This window comes from Sphingomonas sp. PAMC26645 (genome assembly GCF_004795835.1).
Lineage (GTDB): Bacteria > Pseudomonadota > Alphaproteobacteria > Sphingomonadales > Sphingomonadaceae > Sphingomonas.
The window spans coordinates 372129-388977 of the sequence record NZ_CP039249.1 but is presented as its reverse complement, the minus strand read 5'-3'; the positions used below and the strand labels follow the sequence as shown (position 1 = coordinate 388977).

Annotated in this window: 12 protein-coding genes and 1 tRNA gene; 8 read left to right on the top strand and 5 right to left on the bottom strand. The window is 65.1% G+C overall.

Annotated features, from left to right (window positions below; translation table 11 throughout):
• The first annotated feature begins 52 nt into the window (after positions 1 to 52).
• Positions 53 to 439 carry a hypothetical protein gene (locus E5673_RS01925; RefSeq protein ID WP_136188731.1) on the top strand — a complete coding sequence of 129 codons (387 nt, stop codon included), beginning with the start codon at positions 53 to 55 and terminating at the stop codon, positions 437 to 439.
• An 891-nt stretch (positions 440 to 1330) separates the two neighbouring features.
• On the opposite strand, the gene E5673_RS01920 is transcribed toward E5673_RS01925, so the two are convergent.
• Both E5673_RS01920 and E5673_RS01915 read right to left on the bottom strand, forming a co-directional pair.
• Positions 1331 to 1642 carry a hypothetical protein gene (locus E5673_RS01920; protein ID WP_136188730.1) on the bottom strand — a complete coding sequence of 104 codons (312 nt, stop codon included), beginning with the start codon at positions 1640 to 1642 and terminating at the stop codon, positions 1331 to 1333.
• A gap of 801 nt (positions 1643 to 2443) precedes the next feature.
• Positions 2444 to 2530 (bottom strand) — tRNA-Leu (locus E5673_RS01915).
• 112 nt (positions 2531 to 2642) lie between these two features.
• Here E5673_RS01915 and E5673_RS01910 point away from each other — a divergent pair.
• The 6 genes from E5673_RS01910 to E5673_RS01885 all read left to right on the top strand — a co-directional run bounded on the left by E5673_RS01910 (position 2643) and on the right by E5673_RS01885 (position 11932).
• Positions 2643 to 3596, top strand: a complete 954-nt coding sequence (locus tag E5673_RS01910) for a complex I NDUFA9 subunit family protein (protein ID WP_136188729.1) — start codon at positions 2643 to 2645, stop codon at positions 3594 to 3596.
• A gap of 58 nt (positions 3597 to 3654) precedes the next feature.
• Positions 3655 to 4464 (top strand): undecaprenyl-diphosphate phosphatase, encoded by an 810-nt coding sequence (locus E5673_RS01905; protein WP_136188728.1) that lies wholly within the window; start codon positions 3655 to 3657, stop codon positions 4462 to 4464.
• A 151-nt stretch (positions 4465 to 4615) separates the two neighbouring features.
• Positions 4616 to 6058, top strand: coding sequence for an NAD(P)-dependent oxidoreductase (locus E5673_RS01900; protein WP_136188727.1), 1443 nt, complete (start codon positions 4616 to 4618; stop codon positions 6056 to 6058).
• A complete protein-coding gene (gene gltB, locus E5673_RS01895; RefSeq protein WP_136188726.1) occupies positions 6055 to 10581 on the top strand; it encodes a glutamate synthase large subunit in 4527 nt (1508 codons plus the stop codon). The genes E5673_RS01900 and gltB overlap by 4 nt, the downstream gene beginning before the upstream one ends.
• A 342-nt stretch (positions 10582 to 10923) precedes the next feature.
• Positions 10924 to 11598, top strand: coding sequence for a glutathione S-transferase family protein (locus E5673_RS01890; protein ID WP_056054264.1), 675 nt, complete (start codon positions 10924 to 10926; stop codon positions 11596 to 11598).
• Entirely contained in the window at positions 11585 to 11932 is a 348-nt protein-coding gene (locus E5673_RS01885) for a tRNA-binding protein (RefSeq protein ID WP_136188725.1), read from the top strand. Before E5673_RS01890 ends, E5673_RS01885 begins: the two co-directional genes overlap by 14 nt.
• A gap of 138 nt (positions 11933 to 12070) precedes the next feature.
• On the opposite strand, the gene E5673_RS01880 is transcribed toward E5673_RS01885, so the two are convergent.
• Complete coding sequence (locus E5673_RS01880) at positions 12071 to 12745, bottom strand: OmpA family protein (protein ID WP_120300741.1); 675 nt, start codon at positions 12743 to 12745, stop codon at positions 12071 to 12073.
• Between the two features lie 195 nt (positions 12746 to 12940).
• On the opposite strand from E5673_RS01880, the gene E5673_RS01875 reads away from it, so the two are divergent.
• Positions 12941 to 14242, top strand: a complete 1302-nt coding sequence (locus tag E5673_RS01875) for a hemolysin family protein (RefSeq protein ID WP_136188724.1) — start codon at positions 12941 to 12943, stop codon at positions 14240 to 14242.
• 390 nt (positions 14243 to 14632) lie between these two features.
• On the opposite strand, the gene E5673_RS01870 is transcribed toward E5673_RS01875, so the two are convergent.
• Positions 14633 to 15736, bottom strand: coding sequence for a VacJ family lipoprotein (locus E5673_RS01870; RefSeq protein WP_247599521.1), 1104 nt, complete (start codon positions 15734 to 15736; stop codon positions 14633 to 14635).
• A gap of 170 nt (positions 15737 to 15906) precedes the next feature.
• The gene (locus tag E5673_RS01865) at positions 15907 to 16698 is read right to left on the bottom strand and encodes a hypothetical protein (protein ID WP_136188723.1); all 792 of its coding nucleotides are present in this window, start codon (positions 16696 to 16698) and stop codon (positions 15907 to 15909) included.
• Positions 16699 to 16849 lie beyond the last annotated feature (151 nt).

Genomic DNA, 16849 nt, shown 5'->3' with positions numbered 1-16849 from the left:
GGCGTGTCGCTCCCGTGTCCGACGGACGTCTTTCTATTCGCGGGAGGATGGAATGTCGTTGTCGGATAAGGACCGAAAACTTCGCGCGGGAGGCGGAAACAAGTTTCCCATTGATCCGGCCGCAGACACGGTGGCGTCGTTCGCCAGCGTCATCGCCGACGCGCTGCGTCGGGATTTCGGCACATCCCCAGCGAAGGTGAAGCATATCGCCCGCCTAACGGGAGCGAACGCGCGGACGGTGCAAAACTGGCTCTATGGGAGGAACGGTCCGAGCGGAGCGGGCCTGGTGGTGCTGATGCGCCATTCGGATGCGGTCATGCAAGCCGTTCTCGAACTCGCGGATCGGTATGAGATTCAACACGCAGCGAAGAGCGAGAAGCTCCGGGGGGAGCTGCGTTCACTGATCACGATGTTGCTGGAGTATCTCGGTCCGGAATGACGCGGATCCCGCAACGAGCATTGACGCGCTGTCGTTGCCAATCGCATCGACCCAATTCCGGGACTGTCGGGCGGAAATTGGTGGCGGCAAATAGTGGATGGCGCTCGCTCGAAGGCGGACGTCGAACCGCGCGACGAGTCGGGTGGCCAAAGCAACTGTGGAATTTCCGTCATTCGGCGTGTTTGACGGCTGAGGCGAGGCGAGTCCGATTCGGACACCCGCGCAAGCTCAAATCTGATCAGATCGCGTTAAGCGAGCGATTGGTGAGCGACGGCAAATCGGTGCGCGAATTAGCCAAGCTGTTCAAGGGCCACCATGCCGAGCTCTGACGGCTTTGACGTTGGCGGCATAATGCAGACTTTCCCGCAACCGACCTATCGGAAGGAATCCTATCTCAACCGCGCCGGACAAATCGGTGTCAAAAATCTCGCTGATCGGTCAAAAGCTCTGTCACTTGATTTTGACAGATCATGATATGTTCTGACGTGAGAGGGCAAGTTCTCGTGTCAAAGGACACGCGTCCCGCCTGAGCGGTCGAGGCAATCCCAAAACAAACGACGAGTTCAACGAGCACCTTGGCGCTTGATGATCCCTGCATGCGTCGACCGGCCGCTCGGTCGGGTAAGCGCCGTTTTGCACTCGGTCGAGTTAGGCGACACGGAAGCTGCTTGCTTGCTCGAATTCGCCTCTGGACATGAGTCCGCCGGTCACGATGCAAGACGCAGTCGGGATGCTCCACGCCGCCTTAGCGCTATGAAATTTGCCCACTGAAGCCAAAGCTAGGTGCTTAGATTGGATGAAACGCTCTCAGCCAGCGTTACCGATAGGGGGGGGGCATCGATTGTTCGACGTCGTTACTTTCACATGCTTGGGGCGCTGATATCCTGGCGTTCATTCCCTTGCGTCGCGCAGCGCTTCCAACTGAGCGAGTCTCACCGGATCGTCGGCTGCGAGCGCCTCTTCGAGATAAAAGTTGTGCGCTATATCTCGCACCACCCGCTGCGCCTCGCCGCTATATTCCTCGGCGATTGCGGCGAAAGCGTCGACCAGCTCGCGTAGAAAATCTTTATCTAAATTTTCGAGCTGGTCCGCTAGCGCTTCCATCATCGTGACGGCCGTATCGAGGTTTAGCTCATCTTCCTCGGCCAGCTCAAGAAAAACGACATAATCCGCAATGATGTGCGCGATCTGGGTAACTATCATGGTTTGACTACCCTTACCTTGATGTTGGTGACGTTCATCCTCTTTAGGAGCTTGAGAGCCTTAATCTTCTGCACAGGAGTAGGAACTTCCCATACTCCAATAAGGCGATGGTGTGCCAAGACTTCTGATTGTCGCGAAATCTGGGGCCGTGCACGTGGTGCGGTGACTATTTTCCATTTCCGGTCGATCACGTAATCGCCCTGGTAACCGGATTTGCCGTCAGCGCAGCACGGACGCCAGTCACCGTTCCCGCCCCGACATCGTAAAGCCCCTGGCGACTCCACCAACGAATTCGCCGACAGGGTTCGACTGGCTACCAGGCGGCGTCACCGGAGCGCGCGCGGGCGGCATTCCGACCGACCCGTGCTCTACCGATCTCCAGCCAACTCCCGCTAGCGGTCTCGCCTGCGACACTTTGGCTTTCGGGTGCGCTGCAGTCGGCGACCCGCGCCTTGGAGCGCGTCCGACATGGGAGGACGTGCGACCGTTCCCGGCGTTAGTCGCATCGCTGTTGCTTGATCCATCATGGCGTCCCGCGCCTGCGAAGGTAAACTGGCCGTCCGCCAAATCTTGCCATGGATTATAATTGAGTTCGAGACCGTCAGGACCCAGCGCCGATGGCACCTTGCCCGTCCGCAACCACCGCAAGAACGCGTTCCGCTCGCTACTGCCTGATGCCTGGACGATGCCATCCCCCGCTGTCTTTGCGGTGAGAACATCTGAGCAACGTTGTCCTACCAGCCGAGCGCGGCGCGAGCGGATCCTGGGATCCGTCTCGCTCGGTCGCGCTTCTGTGTAGCGTGGTGCCCGGAAGAGGACTCGAACCTCCACGACCTTGCGATCGCCAGCACCTGAAGCTGGTGCGTCTACCAATTCCGCCATCCGGGCACGGGGTAGGAGGGCGCCTCTAGGGGAGGGTCGCGATGCTTGTCAACACGCCTCTTGCTGGGGCAAGGGGTTATTCGTGATTGGCAGGCAAAACAAAGTGGACGGACGCGCGATGAACGACAAACTGGTGACGCTGATCGGGGGTGGCGGTTTCGTCGGCCGCTATGTCGCACAGGCGCTGCTGGCGACGGGCGCACGCGTCCGCATCGCGCAGCGCGATCCGCGGCAGGCGTTCTTCCTGAAACCGCTCGGCGGGCTCGGCCAGACGCAGTTCGTCGGTGCCGACGTCACCAAGCCCGAGACGATCGCGCATGCGGTGCACGGCTCTGACGTGGTGGTGAACCTGGTCGGCGTGCTCGCGGGCGATTTTCAGCGTGTCCAGGCGCTTGGTGCGCAGACGGTGGCGCAGGCGGCGGCGAAGGCTGGCGTAGGCGCGCTTGTGCACGTCTCGGCGATCGGCGCGGACCCAGAGTCGGCATCGGCGTACGGCAAGTCGAAGGGGCAGGGCGAGGCAGCCGTGCTGGAGGCGTTCCCCAACGCGACGATCCTGCGGCCGTCGATCGTGTTCGGTCAGGAAGACCAGTTCGTGAACCGCTTTGCCGGGATGATCGCCAAGGCGCCGGTCGTGCCGGTGCTGCGTGCGGGCGCGAAGTTCCAGCCGGTGTTCGTCGGCAACGTGGCGGACGCCGTGGTCGCAGCGGCATCGGATCCCGAGACGTTCGGCGGCAAGACCTTCGAACTCGGCGGCCCCGACATCATCACGATGGGCAATCTCATCCGCTGGATCGCCAAGACGATCGGTCGCAACCCTTCGATCGTCGAGTTGCCGGACTTTGCCGGGGCGCTGATCGCAAAGGGCGGTTTCCTGCCGGGCGCGCCGATCACCAAGGACCAGTGGACGATGCTGCAGACCGACAATATCGTCACTGGCACCGATGGCCTCGCCGCGTTCGGGATCGAGGCGACGCCGCTGTCGACGGTCGCGCCGGGCTGGCTTGTGCGCTTTCGCAAGGCGGGGCGGTTCGGTCGTCGCGCCGAGACGCATGCGGAAGTTCATGTCGCCTGATCCTGCGCGTGCTACCTACCCTTGAGACTGCCCTGACCTACCGCGCCGGAGCTCCCGCTTGACCGAACTTCTCACCGTCATCCTCCTCGGCATCGTCGAGGGGATCACCGAATTCCTGCCTGTCTCCTCGACCGGGCACCTGATCCTCGCGACGCGGTTGCTCGGCTATGATGCGGGGCGCTGGGAGGTGTTCAACGTCGTCATCCAGCTCGGCGCGATCCTCGCAATCGTCGTGCTCTACTGGCGGACGTTCTGGGCGGTCGGCATGGGGCTGTTGAAGCGTGAGCCGAAATCCTGGCTGTTCCTGCGCAACCTCGTCGTCGCGTTCATCCCGGCGGCGGTGATCGGCCTTGCGCTGCACAAGTATATCGAGGCGCTACTTGGGAACGCCGAGGTCGTTGCGATCGCGCTGATCGTCGGCGGCTTCGCGATCCTCGCGGTCGAGCGGTTCGCGCCGCGCAGCGACATCAGCGGCGTGGCGGACATCCCCCTGAAGACGGTAATCGGCATCGGCTTCCTCCAGTGCCTTGCGATGGTCCCCGGCGTCAGCCGCTCTGGTGCGACGATTCTCGGTGCGTTGGCGCTGGGCGTCGAGCGGCGCACTGCGGCCGAGTTCAGCTTCTTTCTCGCCATCCCGACGATGTTGGGGGCAAGCGCGCTCGAACTGCTGAAGAACCGCGATGCGATCGCGAGCGGCGGCGGGGTCGGGCTTGGCGCGATCGCGATCGGCGCTGCGGTGTCGTTCGTCGTCGCGCTGCTGGTGGTGAAGTGGTTCGTCGGCATCGTCACCAAGCACGGGTTCGTGCCGTTCGCCTGGTACCGGGTAGCTGCCGGCTCCGCCGCACTGGTCTGGCTGCTCAGCAAGTAGGACCGTTTCGGCCTCAATAAGCTTTGTTGAGAATTGTTCTTACATATCTTCGCCGATTTGATCGCTAAATACGGCAGCTATGCTGACTTACTGGTCGATTTTACGGTGACAAGCTTTCGACGGCGCAATAACGCGGCTGTCGGAGGCATGTATGGCGAACGATTCGATGCTAAAGTTTGTCGGGCGGGAGCAATCCTATCCGGCAAAGCGCGCCGCGGATGAGCGGCAGGAGGATTTCCGCGAGATCGCGCAGCGATACGCGGTCCAGCCTGCCGAGGAGCAGGCCGGGCGCTGTTCGCAGTGCGGCGTGCCCTATTGTTCGGTCCACTGCCCGCTGCACAACCATATCCCCGACTGGCTCCGGCTGACCGCGGAAGGGCGGCTGCGCGAGGCGTATGAACTCAGCAACGCGACCTCGACCATGCCCGAGATCTGCGGCCGCATCTGCCCGCAGGACCGACTGTGCGAAGGCAATTGCGTCATCGAATTTACCGGGCACGGCGCGGTCACGATCGGCTCGGTCGAGAAGTTCATCACCGACACTGCCTGGGAGAATGGCTGGGTCGAACCGCTGGTGCCGGGCAAGTCACGCGGCCAGTCGGTCGGCGTGATCGGTGCGGGACCCGCGGGTCTCACCGCGGCGGAATATCTGCGCGGGCATGGCTATGACGTGCACGTCTATGACCGCTACGACCGCGCGGGCGGGTTGCTCACCTATGGCATCCCCGGCTTCAAGCTCGAAAAGCCGATCGTCATGCGTCGCGTCGAGCGGTTGAAGGCCGCGGGCATCGTCTTCCACGAAGGCTTTGCGGTTGGTCACGATGCGAGCCTCGACGATCTGCGCCAACGCCACGATGCGATCCTGGTCGCGACCGGCGTCTACAAGGCGCGCGCGATGGACCTGCCCGGCGGCGGATCGAACGGTGTGGTCGCGGCACTCGACTTCCTCGTTGCGTCAAACCGCAAGGGTTTCGGTGACGCGGTCCCCGCATTCGACGACGGCAGCCTCAATGCGGAGGGCAAGGACGTGGTCGTGATCGGCGGCGGCGACACCGCGATGGACTGCGTCCGCACCGCAATCCGCCAGGGCGCCAAGTCGGTGAAGTGCCTCTACCGCCGCGACCGCGCCAACATGCCCGGCTCGCAGCGCGAAGTCGCGAACGCCGAGGAGGAAGGCGTCGAGTTCGTCTGGCTCTCCGGCCCGCAGAGTTTCGACGGCGGCGACGTGGTCTCGAGCGTCAAGGTGCGGAAGATGCGTCTCGGCGCCCCCGATGCGAGCGGCCGCCGCGCACCCGAACCCGATCCCACAGGCGATTATTCGGTGAATGCGGACCTGGTCATCAAGGCGCTCGGCTTCGATGCAGAGGACCTGCCGACCCTGTTCGCAACGCCGGAACTGGGAGTGAGCCGCTGGGGCACGGTGCTGGTCGACGGCAAGACGCTGATGACCTCGCTCGACGGCGTGTTCGCGGCGGGCGACATCGTTCGCGGTGCGAGCCTCGTCGTCTGGGCGATCCGTGACGGCCGCGACGTCGCCGCGACGATGCACAAATGGCTGAAGACCAAGGCAGCCAACGCGAAGGTCGCGGCATGAGCAACGAACAGGGTTTTCCGATGATCGATCAACGCGCCCGTCTCGCCGCTGAAGGCATGTACCGCCCCGAATTCGAGGGTGACGCCTGCGGTGTCGGCCTCGTCGCGGCGACCGACGGGCGCGCGTCGCGGCGTGTCGTGCAGTCCGCGGTCGATGCGCTGAAGGCCGTGTGGCACCGCGGTGCGGTCGATGCGGACGGCAAGACCGGCGACGGCGCAGGCCTGCACATCGACCTGCCACTGCGCTTCTTCGACGATGCGGTCGCCGCGTCGGGCCACAAGGTGCGCCCGAACCGTCTCGCAGTCGGCATGATCTTCCTCCCCCGCACCGATCTCGGTGCGCAGGAGGATTGCCGGACGATCGTCGAGAGCGCGATCATCGAGGCGGGCTACACCATCTATGGCTGGCGGCAGGTGCCCGTCGACGTGTCGGTGATCGGCCAGAAGGCGCAGGCGACGCGTCCCGAGATCGAGCAGATCATGATCGCCGGGCCATTGCCCGAGGAACAGGACGCCGCCGAGTTCGAGAAGACGCTGTACCTCGTTCGCCGCCGGATTGAGAAGCGCGTGATCGCCGCGCAGATCCAGGGCTTCTACATCTGCTCGCTGTCGTGCCGCTCGATCATCTACAAGGGGCTGTTCCTCGCCGAATCGCTCTCCGTCTTCTACCCGGACCTGTGCGACCAGCGCTTCGAGAGCCGCGTCGCGATCTTCCATCAGCGCTATTCGACCAACACCTTCCCGCAATGGTGGCTGGCGCAACCGTTCCGCTGCCTCGCGCACAACGGCGAGATCAACACGATCCGCGGCAACAAGAACTGGATGCTCAGCCATGAGATTCGCATGGCGAGCCTCGCGTTCGGCGACAACTCGGAGGACATCAAGCCGGTGATTCCCGCCGGCGCGTCCGACACCGCCGCATTGGACGCCGTGTTCGAGGCGATCTGCCGCTCGGGCCGCGACGCGCCGACCGCCAAGCTGATGCTGGTGCCCGAAGCCGCCAGCCCGGACATGCCGCCGGAACATACCGCGATGTACCAGTATCTCGCGAGCGTGATGGAGCCATGGGACGGCCCCGCCGCGCTGGCGATGACCGATGGCCGCTGGGCGGTCGCCGGCATGGATCGCAACGCGCTGCGGCCGCTCCGCTACACGCTGACGTCGGACGGCCTGCTGATCGTCGGGTCGGAGAGCGGCATGGTCGTCGTTCCCGAATCGACGATCGTCGCCAAGGGGCGGCTCGGGCCGGGCGAGATGATCGCGGTCGACCTCGACGAAGGTCGCCTGCTCCAGGATCGCGAAGTGAAGGATCGCATTTCCGGCGAGGCGGATTACGCCGCGATGATCGGCGAATTCCACACGCTTGCCGACCTGCCCTCGGTCGAGGACGCCGTGGTGCGCTACGACCGCGCCGAACTCGCGCGCCGTCAGGTCGCGGCGGGACAGACGATGGAGGACATGGAGTTGATCCTGTCGCCGATGGTCGAATCCGCCAAGGAAGCTATCGGATCGATGGGCGACGACACGCCGCTCGCGGTCATCTCCGACAAGCCGCGGCTGATCAGCCAGTTCTTCCGCCAGAACTTCTCGCAGGTCACCAACCCGCCGATCGATCCGTTGCGCGAGCGCCACGTGATGTCGCTCAAGACGCGGTTCGGCAATCTCGCCAACATTCTCGATGTCCGCGACCAGCGCGAGCGCGTGCTGGTGCTCGATTCGCCGGTGCTGACGGGCGAACATTGGTCGCGGCTGAAGGCGCATTTCGGGAATGCGGTCGCCGAGATTGATTGCACGTTCGACGTCGGTGGCGGCCCGGAAAAGCTTCGCGCGGCGATCCAACGGATTCGCAACGAGGCGGAGCAAGCCGTCCGCCAGGGCAAGAGCGAGATATTCCTCACCGACGAGGCGATCAGCGAAGACCGGGTCGGCATCGCTGGCGTGCTCGCGGTGGCGGCGGTGCACACACACCTCGTCCGCCGTGGCCTGCGCTCCTACGCGTCGATCAACGTCCGTTCGGCCGAGTGCCTCGACACGCATTACTACGCCGTGCTGATCGGCGTCGGCGCGACCACCGTGAACGCCTATCTCGCCGAGGCCGCGATCGTCGACCGCCAGTCGCGCGGGTTGTTCGGTGACCTCGACCTCGCCGAATGTCTCCGCCGTCACCGCGTCGCGGTCGAGGAGGGGCTGCTCAAGATCATGTCGAAGATGGGCATCGCGGTCATCTCGTCCTACCGCGGCGGCTATAATTTCGAAGCGGTCGGCCTGTCGCGCAGCCTGGTCAACGACCTGTTCCCCGGCATGCCCGCGAAGATCAGCGGCGAGGGCTATGCCTCGCTCCACGTCAACGCGACCGACCGCCACGAAGCCGCGTTCGATCCGGCGGTGGCGACCTTGCCGATCGGCGGCTTTTATCGCCAGCGCCACACCGGCGAGACGCACGCCTATTCCGCACAGCTGATGCATCTGCTCCAGACCGCGGTCGCGACCGACAGCTATACGAGCTATCTGCAATTCTCGCGCGGCGTGTCCGACCTGCCGCCGGTGTACTTACGCGATCTGCTCCAGTTCAACTTCCCCGCGGAGGGCGTGCCGGTCGACCAGGTCGAGGCGATCACCGAGATCCGCAAACGCTTCGTGACGCCGGGCATGTCGCTTGGCGCGCTGTCACCCGAGGCGCACGAGACGCTGGCAATCGCGATGAACCGGATCGGCGCGAAGGCCGTCTCGGGCGAGGGCGGCGAGGACAAGTCGCGCTTCGTGCCGTACGCGAACGGCGACAACGCCAACTCGTCGATCAAGCAGGTCGCGAGCGGGCGGTTCGGCGTGACGGCCGAATATCTGAACGCGTGCGAGGAGATCGAGGTCAAGGTCGCGCAGGGCGCCAAGCCCGGCGAAGGCGGCCAGCTGCCCGGCTTCAAGGTCACCGAGTTCATCGCCAAGCTGCGCCATGCGACACCCGGCGTGACGCTGATCTCGCCGCCGCCGCATCACGACATCTACTCGATCGAGGATCTCGCCCAGCTCATCTACGACCTGAAGCAGATCAACCCACGCGCACGCGTCTGCGTGAAGCTCGTCAGCTCGGCGGGTATCGGCACGGTCGCGGCCGGTGTCGCGAAGGCGCATGCCGACGTGATCCTGATCGCCGGCCATGTCGGCGGCACCGGCGCATCGCCCCAGACCTCGATCAAATACGCGGGCACGCCGTGGGAAATGGGGCTGTCGGAGGTCAATCAGGTGCTGACGCTCAACGGCCTGCGCGGTCGCGTGCGGTTGCGTACCGATGGCGGGCTCAAGACCGGTCGCGACATCGTCATCGCCGCGATCCTCGGCGCGGAGGAATTCGGGATCGGCACGCTGTCGCTGGTGGCGATGGGCTGCATCATGGTGCGTCAGTGCCATTCGAACACCTGCCCGGTCGGCATCTGCACGCAGAACGACGCGCTTCGCCAGAAGTTCGTCGGCACGCCCGAGAAGGTGATCAACCTGATGACGTTCATCGCCGAGGAAGTCCGCGACATCCTCGCGCGGCTCGGCGTGAAGAGCCTCGACGACGTGATCGGCCGCACCGAGCTGCTGCGGCAGGTCAGCCGCGGGGCGGAGCATCTCGACGATCTCGACCTGAACCCGATTCTGGCAAAGGTCGATGCCGACGATTCGCAGCGCCGGTTCAGCCTGTCGACGTTCCGCAACGAAGTCCCCGACAGCCTCGACGCGCAGATCATCAAGGATGCATCCGCGGTGTTCTCGCGCGGCGAGAAGATGCAGCTGACCTATTCGGTGCGCAACACGCACCGCGCGGTCGGCACGCGACTGTCGAGCGAGATCACGCGGAAGTTCGGCATGTCGACGCTGGCGGATAATCACGTGACGATCCGTCTGCGCGGCTCGGCGGGGCAGTCACTCGGTGCGTTCCTATGCAAGGGCATCACTTTGGAAGTCTTCGGCGATTCGAACGATTACGTCGGCAAGGGGCTCTCGGGCGGCACGATCATCGTCCGCCCGGCAGTAAGTTCGCCTTTAGCGTCGCAGGAGAACACGATCATCGGCAACACCGTGCTCTACGGCGCGACGTCGGGCCGGCTGTTCGCGGCGGGGCAGGCGGGCGAGCGCTTCGCGGTCCGGAACTCGGGCGCGATCGTGGTCGTCGAAGGCTGTGGTGCGAACGGGTGCGAGTACATGACCAACGGCATCGCAGTCGTGCTCGGCGCGGTCGGTGCGAACTTCGGTGCGGGCATGACCGGCGGGATGGCGTTCGTCTACGATCCTGACGGCGTGTTCGCGAAGCGCGCGAACCCCGAAAACATCACCTGGGACCGCGTGAAGTCGCTGCACTGGGCCGACGTGCTGCTCGACCTGGTCCGCGATCACGCGGACCATACCGACAGCAAATGGTCGAAGGGCCTGCTGGAAGATTGGGACCGCGTGGCTCCCCATTTCTGGCAGATCGTGCCGAAGGAAATGCTGACGCGCCTGAGCCACCCACTGGACGACAGCGCGGAGTTGGTAGCGGCGGAGTAACGCCAAACCTCACACCACCCCGGCGAAGGCCGGGGCCCAGTTGGGGGACGTCGCTAACGAAGGACGGCGCTTCGTTACCGCGACCTTTCCAACTGGGCCCCGGCCTTCGCCGGGGTGGTGTAGTAAGTTGGTTTCGCGCAGAGGCGCAGAGGACGCGGAGCTGTATCGTCCGGTACGGGCGCTCTGCACTTCAACGCGCGTTGCAGAAATGCGAGCTTCGCGACAAGCGCAACACCTCCGCGCTCTCTGCGCCTCTGCGCGAACAAATCTAATCGCCACAAACGCCACGCCACCCAACCCGCGCTAGTGACACACCCGCCCCCCACCGCCTAAACGGATGGCATGTGGCAGCTTTATCAATTCCCCCTGTGTCCCTTCTCGCGAAAGGTGCGCCTGCTGCTGGGCGAGAAGGGGGTCGGCTACGAACTGGTGCGTGAATCGCCCTGGGACCGTCGCGACGAGTTCATGGACATGAACCCTGCCGGCCAGACCCCGGTGATGGTCGACGCGTCGCGTGGCGTCGCGCCGCTGATCGATTCGATGGCGATCTGCGAATTCTTCGAGGAAACCGTCGAGAAGGCGGCAATGATCAACGGCACCGCGACCAACCGCGCCGAGATTCGCCGGCTGGTCACGTGGTTCGACACGCATTTCTACCGCGACGTGACCGGGCCGCTGCTCCACGAACGCATGGTCAAGCGTCTCGCGCACCGCACAGCCCCCGACGCGAAGGGCCTGCGCGAGGCGATGAAGGCCGCGGTCGGGCATCTCGACTATATGGATTACCTGCTCGATCACCGGAACTGGCTCGGCGGCGCGACGATGAGCCTCGCCGATCTGGCGGCCGCCGCGCAGATCTCGGTCACCGATTATCTCGGCGGGATCGACTGGAAGGGCCACGACCAGACCGCGCGCTGGTATCGCGGCTTCAAGAGCCGCCCGAGCTTCCGCCCGCTGCTGTCCGAACGGATGGAGTTGATCTCACCCCCGGCGCACTACGACAATGTCGATTTCTGACCAGATCGCGTTCGCGGACTTCGAGAAGGTCGACATCCGCGTCGGCACGATCGTCGAGGCCGAACCCTTTCCCGAAGCGCGCAAACCCGCGATCAAGCTGCGGATCGATTTCGGCGACGAGATCGGCGTGAAGCGATCGTCCGCGCAGATCACCGAGCATTATACGCCGGAGACGCTGGTTGGCCGCCAGGTCGCCGCGGTCGTTAATTTCCCGCCGCGCCAGATCGGGCCGATGATGTCCGAAGTCCTGACGCTCGGCTTCCCCGATGCGGATGGCAAGGTGGTGCTGATTTCGCCGACCGGCCAAGTCCCGAATGGGGGGCGGCTGTTTTGAACCGTCCGGTCGCCGCCTAACTCCGTTCTCCCGCGAAGGCGGGAGCCCAGGGTACCAGTCGAAACGCTCGTGGCTCCTGGACCCCCGCTTTCGCGGGGGAACGGTAGGCGAGGGGAGAATGCCCTCGATAGGCGCCCCTTACTGGCGCAGGTCGTTCTGCGTGATAGGCACGATCTTCACCTCGACGCGACGGTTAGCCGCCCGACCCGCATCGGTATCGTTCGACGCGATCGGCTGCGTTTCGCCGTAGCCGCGCGTGCCGATACGCGCAGTCTGGACGCCGTGGCCCGCCAGATAATCCGCAACCGACCGCGCGCGGCGTTCGGATAGCGTCTGGTTATACGCGTCGCTGCCGGTCGAATCGGTATGCCCGTACACGTCGATGTACGTCTGGTTATACTGCGACAGCGTATCGGCGACCTGGTCGAGCGTCCGCTGGAACTGCGGCTGCACGTTGGCGCTGTCATACGCGAAGGTGATGCCCGACGGGATGTTGAGCACCAGATCATCGCCCTGGCGGATCACCTGCACGTCGGTGCCTGCGGTGCGCGCACGCAGGTCGCGCTCCTGCTTGTCCATGTACGCGCCGATGCCCGCACCCGCGAGACCGCCGATGCCCGCGCCGAGCAGCTTCTCGGTCCGGTCATGCCGTCCACCGACCACATCGCCGAGCAGATAGCCGCCCAGCGCGCCGCCGATGCCGCCCAGTGCGGTCTTGGAGATCGTCTGGCGACCCGTCTCCGGATCGGTCGTGCAGCCGCTGGTGGCGATCAGTGCGGCAATCGCAGCACCCGCGAACATCTTGGTTTTCATAGATAATCTCCCTGAGACGTGATGGATGACGGCATTTCGCCCGATACCGCCGATAACCCGGTGTCACGACGATTGTTCCGCCTGCGCACTGAACCGAGCCTGACCATCTTCGCGGTCCGATGTCGAGTATGCGCCGCCTCGCACGCATCGACGGTTGTGCGACGACGCGTTGTCCTGCAAAGAGCGCCTGAGCCAATGGCACCGCTTCCCCCCTTCCCCTGGATCGACGTCGCGATCATCCTCGCGCTCGTCGCGTTGAACGGTGTGTTCGCGATGAGCGAACTCGCGATCGTCTCCGCGCGGAAAGCGCGGCTCGAGGCGATGGCGCGCCAAGGCAAGAAGGGCGCGCGCGCCGCGCTGGTGCTCGCCGCCGACCCCGGCAAGTTCCTCTCGACCGTACAGATCGGCATCACGCTGATCGGCATCCTCGCGGGTGCCTATTCGGGCTCCAGCCTCGGCATGCCGACCGCCGCGCGGTTGCAGGCGTGGGGCCTGTCCGCCTCGACCGCGGAGACCGCCGGGTTCGCGATCGTCATCGGCCTGACCACCTACGCCTCGCTCATCATCGGCGAACTCGTCCCCAAACAGTTCGCACTGCGCGCGCCCGAGGCGATCGCGTCGTTCATGGCGCCCGTCATGCGCTGGCTCGCGATCGGCACCGCGCCGATCGTGCTGGTGCTCGATTCGACCAGCGCGCTCATCTTCCGTGCGCTTCGGCTCAACCGCGAATCGGAAGAGCACGTCACCGCCGAAGAACTCCACATGATCGTCGCCGAGGCGTCGAAGTCGGGGATCATCGAGGAGCATGAGCGCTCGATCATCTCGGGCGTCGTCCGCCTCGCGGATCGCCCGGTCCGCGAAGTGATGACGCCGCGGACCGAGATCGACTGGCTCGACTGCGACTGGGGCTCCGACGAGATCCGCGAGACGCTGCTCGCATCGCAGCACACCCGCCTGCCGGTCGGCGAAGGCTCGATCGATACGGTCAAGGGCGTCGTCCAGGCGCGCGACATTGCCGCGGCACTGTTCCGCGGCGAACCGATCGACCTGCGCGCGCTGATGCGCAAAGCCCCGGTGGTGATCGACCAGATCGACGCGATGGACGCGTTGCTAGCGCTGCGCGAAGCCGAAGTGCCGATGGCGCTGATCCACGACGAATACGGGCATTTCGAGGGGATCGTCACGCCGGCCGATCTGCTCGCGGCGATCGCCGGCGAGTTCAAGTCGGACTCTGATCCGGACGATGCGCCTTCGGTCGTGGTGCGCGACGACGGCTCGCTGCTGGTGGCAGGGACGATGGCGGCGGACTCGCTAGCCGATCGCCTCGGTATCGACCTTCCCGAGGACCGGGATTACGCGACCGTCGCCGGGCTCGCGCTGTCGGTGTTCCGCCATCTGCCGGGCGAGGGCGAGAGCTTCGTCGAACAGGGCTGGAAGTTCGAGATCGTCGACCTCGACGGCCGCCGCATCGACAAGCTGCTGGTGAGCGAAGTCTAGGCTTGGTGCGGCGCGCGGAGGTTAGATCGAACCCGACGCTTCTACGCATGTACCATCCCGGCGAAGGCCGGGGTCCAATTGGCAAGGCTGCAGTAACGAAGCGCTACCCTAGTTTACTACGTCCCCCAATTGGGCCCCGGCCTCCGCCGGGGGAGGTGTTCGGGGTTAAGTTGCTTGCTTGCCTGGCTTGCGGAAGGCCCGCTGACCCCGCAATCCGTTCGTCCCGAGTAGCTGCTGAGCTCGTCGAAGCGGCGTATCGAAGGACAGGTTCGCGCGCGTAACCAATGCTTCGATACGAGCCCTCGATACGCTTCTGCGAAGCTACTCGGTCCCTACTCAGCACGAACGGGGAGGGGAGGACGACGGGCGAGGATTCGGCTCCGTCCCCTTCTACTGACCGGTTTCGGCCGCGGGCTTCGCATCAATCGCCGGCGTCTCGACCACCGGAGCCTTTTCAGGCACCTCCGAAACCGGCTTGGCCCCAGGCTCCAGATCGCTCGGCACGAAAGGCACCACGCTCGGCGGTGGCCCCGACATCCCCGCCGGATCGCCCTCGACCCGCCCGTGGAGGTGGTCGATCTCCGCCTGCCGCCGGTTGAGATAGAACGACCGCGTCGCCGCATACGGATCCGGCGAATTGTCGTGCAGGTCCTTCAGCGTCTGGTCGAACTCCGACCGGTGATCGAGCGCACCCAGGATGCCCGCCGGGATGGCGTACGCCGTGCTGGTGAACGGCTTGCCGACGGCGACCGGCAGGATCAGGCGATCGATCGCACCTCCCAGCAGGTCACGGATGGTCGTCGGCCCGACCAGCGGCAGGAACAGGAACGGGCCGTTCTTGACCCCGTAATAGCCAAGCGTGTTGGCGAACCCGTTCGACCGCCGCGGCAGGTGGAACGGTTTCTTCTTGGCGACGTCGAGCACGCCCGCCACGCCGATCGTCGTGTTGATCGCGAACCGCCCTACCGTCTCCGCCGCCTTGCCTGGCTTGAACTGGAGCAGGAAGTTCAGGAAGACGATCGGCTCGCGCAGGTTGTAGAGGAAATTGTGGATGCCGCGTCGAATGGGGCTCGGCACGGTCTTCTTGTAGGTCCGCGCGACCGGGCCGATCACCGCGTCGTCGACCTTCTGCGTCACCGCGAACGACTCGGCGTTGACCGCGCGCAGCGGATCGCCCGCAGTTTCCTTGCGGCCGGTGACGATAATGTCGTTGGGCGTCCGCTGGACGGGCGGAGTCCCCAACGGAGCGGGACCCACCGGCGGAATGTCCTGCGTCGGCAGCCCCTGGGCGAATATCTCGATCGCCGGAAGCGACGCGGTCAGCGCAAGCGGCGAAACCGCCATCGCCGCGACGGGCTGGAAGTCACCCGCGAACGGCGACACTACCGCGCCGGGCAGCGCCACGCTCGCACCGACGCCGGGCAACGCTATCGGCGCGGCCGTCACGTGAACGGGGGCAGCCGTCAACAGCATTGCGCTCATCGTTACCAGCATGTGCACTCATCGCCCTGTTATCGGCCGCTCTCCTACATCGAGATGCGACGCACCCGACATGCCCGTCGGCGCGCGTGGAGCATAGAGCCAATCGTCATCCGCGCGTGCGGATCGAGGTTAACCGATCGCGCCGCTATCCCGATCGAAACCGTTCCGCACGAGCCCGTAGCCTAGAGCTTGCCGAACACCGCCTCGAAGCCGGCCTTGTCGCCAGCCGCCAGCAACCGCGCCTGCTCGATCCAGCGATCGCGGCCCATCCGCCCGGTAAAGTTGCCAAGCTGCGCGTCGATGCGCTGCACTTCGCCGTCCGACAGCGCCGCCATCTCGCCGACCGTCGAAACGCCGAGCGCGCCGAGCTGTGCGGCAACTTTCGGCCCGAGCCCTTTCAACTGCGTGACGGGCCCCTCCGCATAGGATTGCGCCGGTGCTGCCGGTGCGATTGGAGCCTCTTCGGACGGAGCTACCGGTGCAAGGGCGGCAGTTTCGGTCGCCGGACTCGCGTCAAAAGGCGACGCAGCGGCGATCGGTTCGTCGGCCAGGCGATCGGGCGCTTGCACCGCATCGTCTTCGCGCGAAACAGGCACCTGTTCGGGTGCGCTGCTTAAGGGCGGTACAGGCGGGGTCGGCTCAGGCCGGGGCGGGGCACGCCGGACCGGAGCGGGGGGCGGCACAACCGGGGCAGCCGCGATTTGCGACTGCGCCTGCGATTGCTCAGCCTTGCGTTCCTGAACCGCGGGCTTTGCCGAAGCCGGCTCGGGCGGAACGCCGGCCTCCTCCGCGTTGGCGATCACGTCGCGCGACGCCTTCACGCGGCTGCGCTTGGCTTTGATGCCCCAGAGCAAGCCGATCACGACGAGGACCGCCACGACGGCGATGATCGTGAAGTGGATCGCGGTCAGCGTGGCAATGCCGTCGGGCAGCAGGCTCAGGCCCGAGGCGGAGGTCGCGGAAGTTTCGTTCATTCCCATACCGTAGCGTCACGCGCGAAGGGCGGCGAGACCTAATCGGCTGGCTCGTACCTGACGATCCTTCCCCGCAAGGGGGAGGTGTCGCCGAAGGTGACGGAGGGGGAGGAAACGGAACAGCGGTTTTGCCTACCTCCCCCTCCGTCTG

Excerpts from the sequence above, each read along its gene's own strand:
- E5673_RS01925 (WP_136188731.1), top strand. The coding sequence starts at position 53 with ATGTCGTTGTCGGATAAGGACCGAAAACTTCGCGCGGGAGGCGGAAAC.
- E5673_RS01920 (WP_136188730.1), bottom strand. The coding sequence starts at position 1,642 with ATGATAGTTACCCAGATCGCGCACATCATTGCGGATTATGTCGTTTTT.
- E5673_RS01910 (WP_136188729.1), top strand. The coding sequence starts at position 2,643 with ATGAACGACAAACTGGTGACGCTGATCGGGGGTGGCGGTTTCGTCGGC.
- E5673_RS01900 (WP_136188727.1), top strand. The coding sequence starts at position 4,616 with ATGGCGAACGATTCGATGCTAAAGTTTGTCGGGCGGGAGCAATCCTAT.
- gltB (WP_136188726.1), top strand. The coding sequence starts at position 6,055 with ATGAGCAACGAACAGGGTTTTCCGATGATCGATCAACGCGCCCGTCTC.
- E5673_RS01890 (WP_056054264.1), top strand. The coding sequence starts at position 10,924 with ATGTGGCAGCTTTATCAATTCCCCCTGTGTCCCTTCTCGCGAAAGGTG.
- E5673_RS01885 (WP_136188725.1), top strand. The coding sequence starts at position 11,585 with ATGTCGATTTCTGACCAGATCGCGTTCGCGGACTTCGAGAAGGTCGAC.
- E5673_RS01880 (WP_120300741.1), bottom strand. The coding sequence starts at position 12,745 with ATGAAAACCAAGATGTTCGCGGGTGCTGCGATTGCCGCACTGATCGCC.
- E5673_RS01875 (WP_136188724.1), top strand. The coding sequence starts at position 12,941 with ATGGCACCGCTTCCCCCCTTCCCCTGGATCGACGTCGCGATCATCCTC.
- E5673_RS01870 (WP_247599521.1), bottom strand. The coding sequence starts at position 15,736 with ATGCTGGTAACGATGAGCGCAATGCTGTTGACGGCTGCCCCCGTTCAC.
- E5673_RS01865 (WP_136188723.1), bottom strand. The coding sequence starts at position 16,698 with ATGAACGAAACTTCCGCGACCTCCGCCTCGGGCCTGAGCCTGCTGCCC.